The 15,825-nt window shown below is 56.2% G+C and carries 14 protein-coding genes and 2 pseudogenes; 11 read left to right on the top strand and 5 right to left on the bottom strand.

What is annotated here, in order from left to right:
* The first annotated feature begins 47 nt into the window (after nucleotides 1-47).
* The 3 genes from ATG98_RS06860 to ATG98_RS06850 are packed head-to-tail and all read left to right on the top strand — an operon-like array spanning nucleotide 48 to nucleotide 3,585.
* A complete protein-coding gene (locus ATG98_RS06860; RefSeq protein WP_098422473.1) occupies nucleotides 48-1,250 on the top strand; it encodes an ABC transporter substrate-binding protein in 1,203 nt (400 codons plus the stop codon).
* A gap of 29 nt (nucleotides 1,251-1,279) precedes the next feature.
* Nucleotides 1,280-2,956: an ABC transporter permease gene (locus tag ATG98_RS06855; RefSeq protein ID WP_098422472.1), complete on the top strand. Its 1,677-nt coding sequence runs from the start codon at nucleotides 1,280-1,282 to the stop codon at nucleotides 2,954-2,956.
* A complete protein-coding gene (locus tag ATG98_RS06850) occupies nucleotides 2,923-3,585 on the top strand; it encodes an ATP-binding cassette domain-containing protein (RefSeq protein WP_098420176.1) in 663 nt (220 codons plus the stop codon). Before ATG98_RS06855 ends, ATG98_RS06850 begins: the two co-directional genes overlap by 34 nt.
* 59 nt (nucleotides 3,586-3,644) lie before the next feature.
* On the opposite strand, the pseudogene ATG98_RS22925 reads toward ATG98_RS06850, so the two are convergent.
* Together ATG98_RS22925 and ATG98_RS06840 are read right to left on the bottom strand one after the other, a co-directional pair.
* A pseudogene (locus ATG98_RS22925) lies at nucleotides 3,645-3,731 on the bottom strand (glutamate synthase-related protein); the annotation flags it as partial.
* A gap of 280 nt (nucleotides 3,732-4,011) precedes the next feature.
* Nucleotides 4,012-4,611 (bottom strand): TetR/AcrR family transcriptional regulator, encoded by a 600-nt coding sequence (locus ATG98_RS06840; protein ID WP_098420172.1) that lies wholly within the window; start codon nucleotides 4,609-4,611, stop codon nucleotides 4,012-4,014.
* Between the two features lie 160 nt (nucleotides 4,612-4,771).
* On the opposite strand from ATG98_RS06840, the gene ATG98_RS06835 reads away from it, so the two are divergent.
* From ATG98_RS06835 to ATG98_RS06810, 5 genes are all read left to right on the top strand, one after another.
* Nucleotides 4,772-5,326, top strand: a complete 555-nt coding sequence (locus ATG98_RS06835; protein ID WP_018405385.1) for a carboxymuconolactone decarboxylase family protein — start codon at nucleotides 4,772-4,774, stop codon at nucleotides 5,324-5,326.
* Between the two features lie 234 nt (nucleotides 5,327-5,560).
* Complete coding sequence (locus tag ATG98_RS06830) at nucleotides 5,561-5,824, top strand: VTT domain-containing protein (protein WP_267283829.1); 264 nt, start codon at nucleotides 5,561-5,563, stop codon at nucleotides 5,822-5,824.
* A 227-nt stretch (nucleotides 5,825-6,051) separates the two neighbouring features.
* Complete coding sequence (locus ATG98_RS06825) at nucleotides 6,052-7,011, top strand: sulfurtransferase (RefSeq protein ID WP_098422470.1); 960 nt, start codon at nucleotides 6,052-6,054, stop codon at nucleotides 7,009-7,011.
* An 11-nt stretch (nucleotides 7,012-7,022) separates the two neighbouring features.
* A complete protein-coding gene (locus ATG98_RS06820; RefSeq protein WP_098422469.1) occupies nucleotides 7,023-8,237 on the top strand; it encodes a YeeE/YedE family protein in 1,215 nt (404 codons plus the stop codon).
* Nucleotides 8,238-8,623: 386 nt separating this feature from the next.
* Nucleotides 8,624-9,142, top strand: coding sequence for a redoxin domain-containing protein (locus ATG98_RS06810; RefSeq protein WP_098420169.1), 519 nt, complete (start codon nucleotides 8,624-8,626; stop codon nucleotides 9,140-9,142).
* A 173-nt stretch (nucleotides 9,143-9,315) separates the two neighbouring features.
* Here ATG98_RS06810 and ATG98_RS06805 read toward each other — a convergent pair whose 3' ends face one another.
* On the bottom strand, nucleotides 9,316-10,959 hold the full coding sequence (locus ATG98_RS06805; RefSeq protein WP_228706043.1) for an acetolactate synthase large subunit: 1,644 nt from the start codon (nucleotides 10,957-10,959) through the stop codon (nucleotides 9,316-9,318).
* A 437-nt stretch (nucleotides 10,960-11,396) separates the two neighbouring features.
* Here ATG98_RS06805 and ATG98_RS22265 point away from each other — a divergent pair, with 437 nt between their 5' ends.
* The 3 genes from ATG98_RS22265 to ATG98_RS06790 all read left to right on the top strand — a co-directional run bounded on the left by ATG98_RS22265 (nucleotide 11,397) and on the right by ATG98_RS06790 (nucleotide 13,353).
* Entirely contained in the window at nucleotides 11,397-11,534 is a 138-nt protein-coding gene (locus tag ATG98_RS22265; RefSeq protein ID WP_228706042.1) for a DUF1440 domain-containing protein, read from the top strand.
* Nucleotides 11,535-11,685: 151 nt separating this feature from the next.
* Nucleotides 11,686-12,534 (top strand): alpha/beta fold hydrolase, encoded by an 849-nt coding sequence (locus ATG98_RS06795; protein ID WP_098420166.1) that lies wholly within the window; start codon nucleotides 11,686-11,688, stop codon nucleotides 12,532-12,534.
* A gap of 120 nt (nucleotides 12,535-12,654) precedes the next feature.
* On the top strand, nucleotides 12,655-13,353 hold the full coding sequence (locus ATG98_RS06790) for an SDR family NAD(P)-dependent oxidoreductase (RefSeq protein ID WP_098420165.1): 699 nt from the start codon (nucleotides 12,655-12,657) through the stop codon (nucleotides 13,351-13,353).
* A 63-nt stretch (nucleotides 13,354-13,416) separates the two neighbouring features.
* On the opposite strand, the gene ATG98_RS06785 is transcribed toward ATG98_RS06790, so the two are convergent.
* Both ATG98_RS06785 and ATG98_RS06780 read right to left on the bottom strand, forming a co-directional pair.
* Nucleotides 13,417-15,003, bottom strand: a complete 1,587-nt coding sequence (locus ATG98_RS06785; RefSeq protein ID WP_098420164.1) for an FMN-binding glutamate synthase family protein — start codon at nucleotides 15,001-15,003, stop codon at nucleotides 13,417-13,419.
* A 326-nt stretch (nucleotides 15,004-15,329) separates the two neighbouring features.
* Nucleotides 15,330-15,760 (bottom strand): annotated as a pseudogene (locus tag ATG98_RS06780) (MerR family transcriptional regulator).
* Nucleotides 15,761-15,825 lie beyond the last annotated feature (65 nt).

The following is a 15,825-nucleotide window of genomic DNA, read 5'->3' as shown; positions in this document are numbered from 1 at the left end:
AACAGTTTTTAACCAACTAATAGCGACAACGACAAACAGAGGTCCTGATGAAGTCTACTTTACTGGCGTTATCCGTGAGCCTGGCGCTGCCGCTGGGCAGCCATGCCGCAGTACCCGATGAATGGCCGGCCATTGTTGAGCAGGCGCGCGGACAAACGGTCTATTTCAACGCGTGGGGCGGAGAATCGAATACCAATAACACCATCCGCTGGGCCGCGGGGCAGGTCGAGGAACGCTACGGCATCGACCTTGTCCACGTGAAGCTGGGCGATACCGCCGAAGCCGTGTCACGGGTTGTTGCAGAGAAACAGGGAGGCAACACCTCCGAAGGCGCTGTTGACCTGATCTGGGTCAACGGCGAGAACTTCGCAACGCTTAAAGAGGCAGGCTTGCTGTTTGGCCCCTGGGTCGGGAAACTGCCGAACTTCAGCCTGACAGACCCCGAAAACAACCCTGCCGTAACGACCGACTTTACCGTGCCGGTGGAGGGCATGGAGGCGCCCTGGGGCAAGGCGCAGGTGGTGTTCTATTACGACACATCGCTGACGGACAACCCTCCGGGCTCGATGCCTGAGTTGCTTGAATGGGCGCAGGAAAATCCTGGTGAGTTTTCCTATCCCAAGCCGCCTCAGTATCTGGGCACCACGTTCCTGAAACAGGCTTTAATTGAACTGACAGGCGATGGAGACGCGCTGTATGGACCGGTTGCCGAGGCAGATTTCGAGGCGGTCACAGCGCCCCTTTGGAGTTTCCTGGACCAGCTTCACCCACACCTTTGGCGGTCCGGCCGTAATTTTCCCGACAACGGTCCGTCCCTACGCCGCCTGATGGGGGATGGCGAGCTCAGCCTGGCTTTCTCCTTCTGGCCCGCCGAGGTGCCAGCCGCCATCGCCAACAACGAGCTGCCGCCAACGGTGAAGAGCTATGTGCTAGACGGGGGCACCATCGGCAACGTCAGCTTTCTGGCCATACCCTTCAACGCCCAGCATAAGTCAGCCGCCATGGTGGTGGCGAATTTTCTGCTGTCCCCGGAGGCCCAAGCCTACGCGCAGCATCCGGACAACTGGGGCTTCCTGACTGTGCTGTCTATGGATCAACTGGACGCCGAACAGAAAGCCCTGTTCGAAGCATTGCCGTCGCCCAAGGGCGGAGTGACACCGGCAGAGCTCCAGCAGGTCGTGGAGGAACCTCATGCCAGCTGGGTTGAGGCCCTGGAAACCGCCTGGCTTGAGCGATACAGCGGCAACTGACCCCATTTGATGATGACCTGAGCTTGCCAATGCTGCGCCTTGCACCCTGGATTATTGTTCTCAGTCTGGTCTTGCCGGTGGTAGGAGGCACCTTGTTTACCGTGCCACCGGCTTTTGGCTACTTGCCTGTACTTGGGGGCGATGACTGGTCGCTTCGTCCGTGGCTTGAGCTGGCGGCAACGCCCGGCATTCTGCGGTCGATTGCCGTGAGTTTCGGTAGTGGCCTGTTGGCAACCGGCCTGGCGCTGATCATCGTATTCCTGTTTCTTTCGACCATTGCCAATACCCGGTTTGATCGTTGGATTCAGCGGCTGGTGTCACCGCTGTTGTCGGTTCCCCATGCCGCTGCGGCGTTCGGGTTTGCCTTTCTGGTCGCGCCGTCTGGCCTGATGCTGCGGTGGCTGTCCCCGTCATTGACCGGGTTTGAGCGACCACCGGACTGGCTGTTGCTGAACGATCCTTTTGGCATGTCGCTGATCAGCGGCCTGGTGGTCAAGGAAATTCCATTCCTGCTGCTGGTCAGCCTGGCCGGACTGCCCCAGCTCAATGCAGCTCAGCGCGTCATGCTGGCACGTTCCCTGGGTTACCTGCCCCGGGTTGCCTGGTTTAAAGCGGTGGCCCCGGCACTGTACCCGCTGATTCGCCTGCCGGTGTATGCGGTGCTGGCGTTTGCCACGTCCACGGTGGATGTGGCGATGATTCTGGGGCCTAATCTGCCTTCCACCCTGAGTGTTCAGGTGGTGCAGTGGTTCAATGACCCGGATCTTACCCGCCGCTTCCTGGCCTCGGCGGGAGCTTTGCTTCAGCTTCTGGTGACCGCATCGGCGTTGTCAGCCTGGTGGGGGCTGGAGAAACTGATTGGCACGGGTTTCAATGCCTGGGTCGCCGGCGGGAACCGGCAACGATCTGACGGCACGTTATGGCTGGTCGGCCGGGGACTCATGTTGATTGCAACGCTGTTGCCGGTGCTGGGGCTGTTCGCCCTCGCGCTCAATTCCGTCGCCGGCTTCTGGCGTTTTCCCGACGCATGGCCAGGGTCTGTTACCCTGAGCCACTGGCTGCAGGCACTGCCGGATTTGGCCCGGCCGTTCTGGATGACCATGGTCATCGCGACGGCGGCATCCGCGCTGGCTGTGGCCATGGTGCTCGCTGCGCTGGAGCATGAGCAGCGCCGGAACCGACCGGCTACCCGCGCGCTCTGGCTGCTCTATCTACCATTGCTGGTGCCGCAGGTGGGCTTTTTGTCTGGCATTACCGTGCTAAGCCAGATGGCGGGGCAGGCTCCGGCGCTTTGGGTAGTGGTCTGGGCCCATCTGCTCTTCGTGTTGCCTTACGTCTATCTGACGCTGGTGGAACCCTACCGTCGCTTTGATTTCCGGTGGGTCATTCTGGGCCGATCATTGGGACTCTCGGTCAATCAGGCTTTCTGGCGCATTCGATTGCCGATGATGCTGAGGCCGGTGCTAACCGCGATGGCTCTGGGCGTGGCGATCAGCGTCAGTCAGTACCTGCCTACCCAGATGCTGGGGGGTGGGCGCATCGTCACGGTGACGACGGAGGCGGTGGCACTGTCATCGGGCGGGGACCGCCGCCTTATCGGGGTCTGGGCCATGGTGCAGGCAATTACACCTTTCATCGGCTTTGTGCTGGCATTACTGATTCCGAGGTTATTATGGAAAGAACGTCGGGGCATGCAGGCCCTTTAGCTGAGGCTGGCTGCTTACAACTTCAGGGCGTTGCCCTGGAGCTCCATGGGAATCGTCTGCTTCATCTGAACGAAACCATCAGTCCTGGCGGAGTGCTGACCGTCATGGGCCCTTCCGGCTCTGGCAAATCGACGCTGCTGGCCTGGATTGCCGGTTTCATGTCGCCCAGCTTTCACGCGACCGGCCGAGCCATTCTGGACGGTGAGGATATTACCGGCCGACCGGCAGAACAGACCGGGGTCGGCTTACTGTTTCAGGACCCGTTGCTGTTTCCGCACTTATCAGTAGCCGGAAACGTAAGATTTGGCGCTCGCGGTGGAAAAGACGACGTCGCCGAGCGGGTAGAAAAAGCGCTTGCCAGTGTTGGCCTGGCGGGGTTCGGACACCGCGACCCCGAGACGCTTTCAGGTGGACAGAGGGCAAGGGTCGCGCTGGTTCGGCTGATCCTTTCCCGGCCCCGGGCTATCCTGCTGGATGAGCCCTTTTCCAAGCTGGATACGCCCTTGCGGCGGGAATTGCGCGCTGTCGTTTTTGAGCACCTGCGGCAACAGAATGTGCCCGCGGTGCTGGTAACACATGATCAGGACGATGCCGACGCGGCTGGCGGTATTATTGTCACGATCGACTGATTGGTTGGGCCCTTGCCCGGCAGTTGGGGCCGGAAAGAATTCATGTGGCCAATGCAATGCAGGCCATCGCGCAGCGGCGTGCCCACCGAGTTTGTCAGTTCCACCGGCGCGGCGCCGGTGCCGCCTTCACCGCCGTCCACGGTAATGACTGTCTTACAAAACCATCCCAGTGCGGGCAGACATTGAAAATAGACAATATCGACATTGATTCGGCAATCGCCTCCGTCAAGAACCTTCTTGAGAAAGAGCGTGACCTGTCGCCATCGCTCATGGCGGCTCATCGCCGTTTCCTGTAGAGGCCGCATCGCAGCGTGATATCGGCAGCCGCTTTGGCACACCTCGCGGCTTCTGCGCTCCTTTCGCGTTAGGAGAGTTATTCAGTTCCGGCAAATCGAAGGGCTGAAAAGGTTAGACCTGAGGTCCAGGCTAAAGCCGATAATAGTCCAGAATGCCAGCCATATCCTCGCCCAGCTCGACCACTTTGGGAGCGCAGGTATCTCTCTGTGCGAAGGAGCGCAAACCAATGATTTGCGCCTGAAGGAGGCGGGCAAGACGTTTGCAGTCCACGTCCGGTTTTAGTTCGCGATTACTTTTGGCCTGCTCCAGCACTTCTCCGAGGCGGTGTTCGATGGCATCAAGTACCCGATTAACTTCCTGGTTGATCGGCAGATGGGTGTTGCTGGTTTCCAGCAGGGTCTTTACCACCATGCAAGCGCGCGATGGCATTGGACCGCCCGGCGTACAGGCCAGAGAAATGTTTCTCAGGTAATCCTGAAGGCCCTCGATAATGGAGGTGTATTTTGCAAGGTGACTGGAAAGATGGTCGCCGGACTCTTTGACATAGCAGGCCAACGCTTCGAGAAACAGACCGTCTTTGCTGCCAAACGCCGCATAGATGCTCCCCGGGCGCATATCAAGAGCATGCTCGACCTGTTTGATAGAGGAATTGTGGTACCCCTTCTGCCAGAACAGAACGACGGCTTTATCGAGTGCGGATTGTCTGTCGTAGCGTGCGATTCTTGCCATGGTGTTCAACTTCTCGATGTGGCTGTGCAGTCTCGGCCAAAGGCTGCTGCACAAGTCATTAAAAGGCGTTCAGCGGAATCAATTATATATTGATTGATCGCTCAACAACAGGTACGGTGACCAAGTAATTGAACAATCGCTCATTAATCTGGAGGTGAACATGACAGATTTTAAAAAGCATGATATGGACAGTGCGCCGGAAGGGTCCAAGCCTTTTCTGGAAAACTCACAGAAGAACATGGGCATGATCCCGGGGCTTCATGCGGTAATGGCGGAGTCACCTCAGGTGCTTGAGGCGTATCAGAAACTGCACCAGCTGGTTCTGGACAGCAGCTTCGACAACGACGAGAAAACCGTGGTCTGGCAAACCATCAACGTCGAAAATGCCTGCCATTACTGCGTGCCCGCGCATACCGGCATTGCCAAAATGATGAAAGTGTCTGATGACATTATCGACGCCTTGCGTGATGAAACACCGCTGCCCAGCGACAAACTGGAAGCATTGCGCACCTTCACGCTGGCCGTTATGAACAAACGGGGCAATGTTAGCCAGGATGATCTGGAAGCGTTCTTCAAGGCCGGTTACAAAAACCGCCAGGTGCTGGAAGTCATTATGGTGCTGTCCCAGAAGGTAATGAGTAACTACATCAACCACATCGCCGAAACGCCGGTGGATGAGCCGTTCAAGAAATTTGCCTGGAGCAAGAGCCAGTAATGACCGGGCAGGCCACGTGGCAGGTCCCGCACGGTCTGCAATTTTTCGCCGCCCCTTCCCGTCGTCTAAAAGACGGGTAGTATACCCGGATGAACCGTTCGAAATGGGTTTTCCGAGTTTCCGTGTTAGTCGTTGTCGCGCTCTTGATGACGGTGATTTGGCTGGTGCTTCGCCAGCTGGGCGATAACCCGGGGTTCCCAGCGCTTTCTGTTCGTTGCGGTGATGTTGACCCGCTTGATTCCGCTGTTTTCGTTTGCCCTGATCAGTTACGCAGCCGGTGTCACTGCGATCTCGCTCTGGCGTTACGCGCTCGCGACAACCATCGGGATGCTACCCATGACCTTCGTGTTTGCCGGACTGGGCCACAGTTTTGAACTCAATGCGATGCTGACGGTCGTGGCCGCTGCTGTCATTTTGGTGGTCATGAGCACCCTGCCGTTGTATCTCGGCAGACGCTCGCACTCCCGGCTGGCGCGCTGGCTGCATCTGGATGCTTAGGGAGGCTTTGAACCTGCGAGCTAACTTTTCCGAATTCCGTTAGTCATTGATCGTCAAAAACCGCCCATTTAAAAGCCGCTATTTCTCATAATAGCGGCTTTTGTCGCTTATCGGACAAAAAATCCAGAGATTTCCTTATAACAAAACGCAATAGATAGGGGTCTATTCATTCCAGAGGATTAAAACTAGAATGGTTGCTCAAGAATTATCAGCACAGGAGTAGCATCATGGTTCGGATCTTGGTAGTGGTTTTGGCTTTTGCCGTCAGTTCACTGGCAGTGGCTGAAAGCGACAGAACGCCGCCTCTGGTGGATGCCAGCTGGCTGGACGCTAATCTCAATCAGGATAATCTGGTGGTGCTGGACGTTCGTTCCGGCATCGATAACGGTGGTGACCGCAGCAGTTTCCAGAAGGCCCACATTCCAGGATCTGTGTACAGTAGCTACACTGGGGATGGTTGGCGTGAAAGCCGGGGTGGCGTGGCTGGCCTCTTGCCACCGGTTACCAGCCTGGAGCGCCTGATTGGTGGCCTCGGGATCAGTAATGACGATGTCGTTGTTGTTGTCCCGGCCGGTACTGGCGCGACGGATTTTGGCAGCGCCGCCCGGGTATACTGGACCTTCCGGGTGTTGGGCCATAATGACGTGACCATTCTCAACGGCGGTTTTTCTGGCTGGCAGGCTGCCGGCTTCGAGGTGGCCAGCGGTGAGAGTGGTCAGGGTGCGGTGACCAAATTCAAAGGATCACTCCAGCAGAATCTGATTGCTTCACTGGAGGAAGTACAGAACGCCCGGGGCACCCAGGCCCAGCTGGTAGATGCACGCCCTTCGGATTATTTCCGGGGTGAAAATAAGTCGCCAGCGGTCAAGTCACTGGGCACAATTCCCGGCGCACGAAGCATGCCCCATGGAGATTTTTTGGGTGAACGCGGTCAAGTCTGGTATCTCAACCAGGCCAGCATCACCGAGCGGGTAAACCAGGCCGAACTGAACCCTGGCACCCGCACCATCGCGTTCTGCAACACTGGCCATTGGGCCGCCACAGACTGGTTTGTATTGAGTGAGTTGGCTGGGTTTGAAGAGGTTGCCCTCTACGATGGCTCCATGGCGGAATGGTCTCTGGACCGCAGTCGTCCGATCCAGGTTGCCAAAAAAGGATTGGGTAAAGTTTTGGACTGGTTTAACTGAGAGGCGACGTAATGACTGATTCCGCAGTTCTGCAGCCTAGTATTCAACAGCCGGTATGGCAGGTTGACCGCTTTATTGTATCAACCGCCCTGGTCGGCCTTGCTCTGTTGGGTGGGCTAATCTGGCTGGAAACGGCGCCGTTCATGGTGGCACTGTTTGTGGTGGGCGCGGTGCTTGGCATGGCGCTCTATCATGGAGCTTTTGGCTTCACTGCCGGCTGGCGCAATCTGGTGGTTAAAAAACGCGGTGCCGGCATGCGGGCTCAGTTACTGCTGTTCGGCGTGACCTCACTGATCATGGTGCCCATGCTGCACAGTGGCCAGGAAGGTCTGGTTGGTGCGGTGGCGCCGGTAGGTACCTCTCTGGTTTTGGGCTCTTTCCTGTTTGGTATGGGAATGCAACTGGGTGGTGGTTGTGGCTCCGGCACCCTGTTCACCGTTGGTGCCGGTAATATACGGATGGTGGTGACGCTGGTGTTCTTTATCGCCGGTACCGTTGTTGGTTCCATTCATCTGCCCTGGTGGCTGGATCAGCCGGGGTTCGATCCGGTGCCACTGGTCAACACCTTCGGCGTCAGCGGGGCCATCCTCGTTCAGTTTGCCGCGCTCGGGCTCCTTGCCTGGTGGGTCAATCGCATTGAGCGCAAGGCCCATGGCTCGATTGAACGGGATGAACTGCTGTGGAAAAGCCAACACCACGGCGTGCTGAGAACGTTGCTCAGTGGCCGCTGGCCATTTACTTGGGCGATCCTGATTCTGGCCGCTGGCAATGCCCTCACCCTCGCCATCGGTGGCGCACCCTGGAGCATTACCTTCGCGTTTAACGTCTGGGGCGCCAAGGCGCTGGAGGTGGTGGGTGTGAATATGTCCCAGTTCGAGTTCTGGCAATGGGACTACCCGGCGATGGCTCTCAAGGATTCGGTGCTCACCAACATCCCATCGGTAATGAACTTCGGATTGCTGCTCGGCGCCATGCTCGCGGCGGGCCTGGCTAACCGCTTCAATGAAGCCAGTCGCAACAGGCCCGAAGGCCGGCAGTTTCTGGCCTCAGTGGTGGGCGGATTGCTGCTCGGCTATGGCGCCCGCCTAGGCTTTGGCTGCAACATCGGGGCGCTGTTTTCTGGCATTGCCTCGGCCAGCCTGCATGCCTGGGTATGGTTCGCCAGCGCTTTCGTCGGGTCGTTGATTGGTATCCGGCTACGGCCCTGGTTCCGGTTGCCAAATTGATGCGGGAGAAAATTATGGAACGAGCCTACAATCGCACCCGTATCCTGTTGATTCTCGCGATGATTTTGGCGCTGATCTTGGTGGATCATCTGAACAGTCCAACCTATGCATTTAATTCCGGGCAGGGTAACGTGGAGACAGCGTTAAGCCAGAGGGACGAAACGGCTTGCGCGCCTTGTGGGGCACCTTGCCCCTCAACACGAGACTGACCAGTTCCTGACAAACTAGCCGGTGTGACCGACGAGGCGGGCGATTTCTTCGTGAAACCTGCAGCTGTGGCTGATGCCTAGAACTCGCGATGCGGTCTGTCGGGGTTGAAAATGAGCGAATAGCCAACATATCAGAGTCAGGAGAGACAATATTCACTCACACCATCAAGGTGCAATATGACTCAGCAAACGAAAGTCGGGCAGTTATTCCCAAGCGGTCTTGTGAAGATACTGGATGATCAGGCCATCGAGCCTGGACGCCCGAATGATGGCCGGTGGCAACTGGTTGTGGTCTATCGTGGTTTGCATTGTCCTATCTGTAAGGCCTACCTGAGCCAGATAGAAACCACTAAGAACGAGTTTGACAAGATCAATGTGGATATCATTGCCATTTCCACGGATCCGGAGGAAAAGGCCAGGCAGTTCCGCGACGATAATGACCTGAGCTTCGCCGTAGGTTACGGGCTGGCGATCCGTGATGCCCGTGCCCTGGGTTTGTTCATTTCGGATCCTTTGAGCAGTGCCGAGACTGATCAACCCTTTGCCGAGCCTGGTACTTATCTGGTTCGCCCGGATGGCACGCTTCAGATTATGGATGTCGCCAATGCCCCCTTTTCAAGGCCGGATCTGCAGATGCTGACATCCGGCATAGCATTCATTCAGAAGCAGGACTATCCGCCCCGGGGCCTTGCGTAGATTCGTAAATCCGGGATCAGGAAGTGGTTCTAATGCAGGCCAGCGCGACTGATCCTGAAACAGTTGACGCGCCTAAGCCGGGGCACCCATGACCGTTTACGCCGAGTCCATAGGAATCTCGCGGATGACGCTTTGATCATAAGGCCGCAACACTTCCATGCTGTTGGTTGTGTTCACAGTTGGCAGGTTTTCTCCTTAAGCATGACGTTGAGGATTTCGTGATTGAGTGAGTAATCCACGGGCAGTTCAATGACGTGAACCCCGGTAGACATCAAGCAGGTGTCCAGAGTTTGTTGAAAGTGCTCATCGTTTTGTATCCGGTAGCCGTGGGCGCCGTAACTTTGGGCGTAAGTAACAAAATCCGGGTTGGCGTAATCCAAGCCAAAATTGTCAAAACCCATGGCATGCTGTTTCCACTTAATCATGCCGTAGGCATTGTCGTTGACGATGATCACCACGAGATTAAGCTTCAGGCGAACAGCGGTTTCCAGCTCCTGTGAATTCATCATGAAACCGCCATCACCACAAACAGCCACGACTTGAGTATTGGGGTACAGCATTTTAGCCATTATGGCGCTGGACAGGCCCGCGCCCATCGTAGCCAGTGCATTATCCAGCAGCATGGTGTTGGGGGAGTAACATTTGTAGTTGCGGGCAAACCATATTTTGTAAACGCCGTTATCCAGGCTAAGCACTGCATCTTCCGCCAGGGTTTCTCGCAGCACATGTACTAAACGTTGCGGCAGCATCGGGAACCGGGTATCGAAAAAATACTTCGACAGATGCTGGTCTACTTCTGTTTTGATGGTTTTGAAAAAGGACAAGTCCCAATGTTGTTTGTTTTTAATAAGCCTCGCCAGTTGTTGCACGGAAAAGGCGATATCCCCCACCACGTTGAGCTGGGGGAAGTACACCGCGTCCACCTCGGCGGGTGAGAAATTCACATGAAGTACTTGCTGGCCGTCATGCTCCATAAAGAACGGTGGCTTTTCCACAACATCGTGGCCCACATTGATAATCAGATCCGCCCGGTCAATGGCGCAATGCAGAAAATCGTGGTCGGACAAGGCGGCTGATCCCAGATACAGTGGGTGGCGTTCGTCGATAACACCCTTGCCCATTTGGGTCGTGAAAAACGGCATGCCGGTGGCCTCGACGAAAGCCGTCAATGCCTCGCTGACGCGTTTGCGGTTAGCACCCGCACCGATCAGCAGCAGCGGGCTTTTTGCCGCCTCGATCATGCTGGTTGCTTCGCGCAGTACGTCTTGCGTGGCGTGGGGGCGGCGATGACCAATGGGCGGAAAAACCGTCTCCGCACATTCCTCGTCGGCGATGTCCTCCGGTAATTCCAGATGCACGGCCCCCGGCCTTTCTTCGATGGCCAAGCGAAACGACTCGCGCACCAGTGAGGCGATAGTGTTGCCATTGACAATCTGCTTGGTGAATTTGGTGACCGAGCGCATCAAATCCACCACATCGAGGATTTGAAAGCGACCTTGCTTGCTTGTTTTGATTGGTTTTTGCCCAGTAATCATGAGCATCGGCATGGCGCCCAGCTGGGCGAAAGCCGCCGGCGTGATCAGATTGGTTGCGCCAGGCCCAAGGGTTGCCAGGCAGACGCCGGGCTGACCGGTTAAACGGCCATAGGTGGCGGCCATGAAACCCGCGCCTTGTTCATTGCGGGTGATAATCAAGCGGATGCTCGAGTTCTTTAATGAATTCAGTAAATCGAGATTTTCTTCGCCGGGAACGCCAAAAATGTACTGGACTCCCTCATTTTCCAATGCTTTTACAAATAAGTCGGATGCTTTCATCATTTTGCTCGTCCTTGTATGAAAATTTAAAGGAGGCGGACTCAGGATTCAGGTGTAGCACATTAGATAAGGCGTCGCCATGAAAGCCTAGACGCAATTTAACCACCGAGAAGCGGACTGCCATTCTGCGTCAGAGCCATGGTAAGCGACAGTGATACCGAGCTGCCGCCGCACAAGTGGATAGCTGTTTAAATGCGCCAAGTGTGTTGGGCGCACGTTCAATAATGACTATGTAGAAGTGCGTTACGTATTTACGAGTCAATAGGCCCGAAGGATTGACACGTTCCGCGGTCAAGATTTATGGTTATTAATACCTTCCAACCGATAATAAATAATAGAAGGAGAAAGACCGCATAAATACCTATATCGCCGGCGTCGCCGCCGGAGTTATCGCCACTGTCGTCCTTTCGGCGCTGATGATGCTTAAAGGAATGATGGGCATGATGCCGGATCTCGACGTGATCGGCATGCTGTCGGGCATGATGGTGCCGGTAGCCACGCTGATACTGCATGTGATCTTCGGCGCCGTTTTCGGCGTCACCTACGCCGCCCTGCGCCCCGGCACAACGAAAGCCTGAGCGCGAGCCACGGGATGGATTTTTCCGGCCTGAAGGCGCTTTTGCTGAATTGCACGCTCAAGCCCACGGGTCGACTTTCGAACATTGATGCGCTTATGCAGGTGCCCAAGGAAATCATGCAGTGCGTAACCCAAAAGAAAGGAGCTACCCGATGACTGATAACCGCCATACCCACCGTTTCCTCATGGTCGAAGGCCACCGGATCGCATATCTGGACGAAGGTGATGGTCCTCCTCTGGTTCTGCTGCACGGCATTCCGACCTCCAGCCTGCTTTGGCGCAATGTGATCCCCACGCTGGCGCAAACCCGGCGGGTCATCGCACTGGATATGTTGAACTATGGTCGGTCGGACAAGCCGGAGCGCGTTGATGTCTCGATCGCGGCGCAGGCGCGCATTCTGATTGGGTTCATGGATGCGCTCGGTCTCGGCCGCGTCGATCTGGCAGCGCATGACATCGGAGGCGGCGTCGCGCAAATCGTTGCGGTACGTCATCCAGAGCGTTTGAACAGCCTCATTCTGGCCAGCGCAATCTGTTTCGACAGCTGGCCCATTCCCGAATTCGAGCCACTGCAAGACCCCGATGCCGAGGCGGGCATGAGCGTCGAGGAGTTTGACAAGATGCTGCGCAATTTCTTGCCTCAGGGTGTGGTCTCTGCTGACGGGCTCAGCGATGAGGCAATTGCGATTATGCTGAGCCCTTGGGCAGGAGAGGCTGGTAAGGCAGCTCTTTTCCGCAACTTCCGCCGGCTTAACCCCGAATACACCATGGCGATTGCGCGGGAACTGGACACGATCAATATGCCGACGCTGGTGCTGTGGGGCGACATGGATCCGTTTCAGAAACCCGAATATGCCCAGCGCCTGGCCGACGCCATTCCGAATGCAAAGCTCGAATGGATCGCGGATGCAGCGCATTGGATCATGGAGGAAAACCCCCGCGAGGTGGCTACCTGTATCGTGCGGTTTTTGGACGACCAGGCGAGCGCCGCGCGTGGATGAGGGCAAGAAACTCGAACTCACGCGTGCGTAAGGGCACATGTTGGAAGTGGCGCTCATTGCGTCGTCGGTTGATAGTACGTCGCTAGGAGGTGTCCGAGATAGTTAAAAAAGGAGCGTTTGATGAACAAAGTGTGTGTGATCATTGGGGTAGGTCCCGGTAACGGTGAAGCGTTGGCCAGCCGTTTCAGCGAAGGGGGCTTCCAGGTGGCGATGCTGGCGCGCAGTCGGGACTATCTTGAATCTCTGGTGCAACAAATTCCGAATACCCATGCCTACGAGTACGATGCCACAGAGATGGGTAGCGTGGATTCAACGTTCCAAGCGATTGAGCAGAAACTCGGACCGGTATCGGTGCTGCTCTACAATGCCGGGGGTGGTGTTTTCAAGAATGTGGAGGAGGCCAGCCTAGAGGACTTCGAGGCCAACTGGCGCATCAACGTCCAGGGCCTTGTAGCGGCGACCAAGGCGGTTTTGCCGCAGCTGCGCCAGCATGATACTGCCAGTATCGTGGTAACCAGTGCGTCTGCGGCAACCCGGGGCAGAGCGAATTCCGCGCCTTTCGCTTCGGCCAAGGCGGCCCAGCGCAGCCTGGCGCAATCCCTTGCCCGGCAGTTGGGGCCGGAAAGAATTCATGTGGCCAATGTGTTGATTGACGGCGTGATGGATTTGCCACGTACCCGTGAGTGGCTGCATGACAAACCGGATGATTTTTTCGTCAAGCCCTCCGCCGTGGCGGATGCTATTTGGACGCTGTGTCATCAGGATGCTTCGGCCTGGACCTTCGAACTGGATATCCGGCCCTTCGGGGAAAGCTGGTAACGGCGTCCAAATTGCAGTCTAAGGCCCCAGGCGGTCTTGTGAAGATACTGGCTGCTCAAGCCGTCAGTGCCAGTGGTCGGTCGTTGCCTGGTGCCAGTCACTGGCCCAGGCACTCGGTGCAGAGTTGGTGTGTAAGAGGCACCCCTCATCAATGCAGGGATAAAGCTCGGCATAGTTCTTGACGCTGCCTTGATTGACCCGCCGATTAATATCTGAGGGCTCCAGATCTTTCAGTTGATCCTTGCCCATGATGCTGATCAGTTCCGCCAGGGCTTCCATGGATGTGTGGTGGTAGTTCGCAACCCGCACGCCTTTGTCGGTGACATCCAGTTGTTTGTAGCGGGCGGGATTCTGGGTGGTGATACCGGTAGGACATTTGTCAGTATTACATCTGCGGGACTGGATGCAGCCCAGTGCCAGCATCATGCCGCGGGCTGAATTCACGGTGTCTGCCCCCATGGCCATCATCCGCAGCATATGAAACGCGGAAAAGGCCTTGCCGGAGGCGATAATCCTTATCTTGTCACGTACGCCGATACCTCGTAGGGCATTGTGCACAAAATGCAGGCCATCGCGCAGCGGCATGCCCACCGAGTTTGTCAGTTCAACCGGCCCGGCGCCAGTGCCGCCTTCACCGCCGTCCACGGTAATAAAATCGGGCCGCAGGCCGGTTTCCAGCATGGCTTTACAGATACCCAGAAACTCCCGCCGGTTACCGGGACACAGCTTGAATCCCACCGGCTTGCCACCCGAGAGTTTGCGGAGCTGGGCGACGAATTGCAATAATTCCACGGGACTGGAGAAAGCCGAGTGCCCGGGTGGTGACAATACATCCTCCCCCATGGGCACCATGCGGATACGGGCAATTTCTTCGGTAAGCTTGGCGGCTGGCAGCAGACCGCCATGCCCGGGCTTGGCACCCTGGGACAGTTTGATCTCGATCATCTTGACCACATCCTGTGTCGCCTGCTTTGTAAACAGGTCCGGATCGAATACCCCGTCTGGCGTGCGGCAACCAAAATAGCCGGTTCCAATCTGCCAGATCAGGTCACCACCGTACTCAAGGTGCCACTCGCTGATCCCGCCCTCGCCGGTGTTGTGGGCAAAATTTCCGAGTTTCGCACCCCGGTTGAGTGCCATTACGGCATTGCGGCTCAGGGCACCATAACTCATGGCGGAGATGTTCAACGAGGACGCCTCATAGGGCCTGGTGCATTCTGGCCCACCAAAAGTAACCCGCAGATCGACCGGGAGGCACGCCTTGGGTGCCACGGAATGGTTTATCCATTCGTAACCGTCGCGATAAACATCGAAGATGGTGCCGAAGGCGCGAGTATCGTTAGCTTTTTTGGCGCGCTGATAAACCAGGCTGCGAAATTCCCGATTGATCGGTGCACCATCTAGATCGGATTCCACGAAGTACTGCTGCATCTCCTGCCGAACTGACTCGAACAGGTAACGGAAGTGGCCAACAATCGGATAGATCTTGAGTAGAGTGTGTTTGTTCTGGATAAGGTCATGTATACCCAGAACAATCAACGGCCCGATGATCACCCAGGCCCAGTTCACCCCCGGCCATACAGTACCGGCGAGGAGCAATACAGCGCTTAGCACCAGACCTGAAAGAATAAAAATGTGGCGGAAAACCATAAAGCAAACCCTGTTTTCTAATGATGAAGTTTTGTTGTTGATCAGTAATAAACGACACGCTGTGAGTCTGATTGTTACAATGAATGCTCCCCACCGTTGCCATGCTCGCCTTTCCGATCGCCAAGAGAGAAGGCAAAGTTATTGTAACGGATCCGGTAAAAGCGGGCGTGTTGATGGAGTGCGTCGCAGAGACGCACGGAAGCCTCGGCCTACTCCAGGTTCGGTTGCTATGTTATGCCCAGCATAAAGGCCCCGGATGGCCCGATTTTTAAAGCGAGGATGAACAGCCTCAGAACTTGATGTTCAGAAGATTGCTCTGTGCTCTTTTAATCAACTCGCGCTCGGTCATTGCGTTTACCCTGCAGCGAATGAATGATCGGACATCGCTGCGGGTCTTCACTGTACCGGCAACTTTCCACTAGGCTATCCAGAGTGGATTCCATCTGTCGCAAGGCGGCGATCTTGCGTCGCAAATCATCCAGTTTGCGCTCAGCCAGGGCTCGAGCTTCATCACAATAGGCGCCGTCTTCCAGCTTAAGCAACTCTCCGATTTCATCCAGACTGAACCCCAACCATTGGGCGGTTCGAATGAAGTGAAGGCGTGCCAATGCCTGCTCGTCGTAATGACGAATGCTGCCATAGGGTTTTCAGGTTCTGCTACCAGCCCCCTGCGCTGGTAATAGCGGATGGTTTCCACCCCCATACCGGAGGCCTTGGCCAAGGTTCCAATGGTCATTGAGCGTATTTTTTTAGACATATGGGTTGATTCTGTAGCTGACTACGGGAGTAACCTTAACGCCGTCATCCATGTCATGAAAGGAA

It is taken from the genome of Marinobacter sp. LV10R520-4 (assembly GCF_002563815.1).
In the GTDB taxonomy this organism is placed as follows: Bacteria; Pseudomonadota; Gammaproteobacteria; order Pseudomonadales; family Oleiphilaceae; genus Marinobacter.
This window is presented reverse-complemented; position numbering and strand designations above follow the sequence as displayed.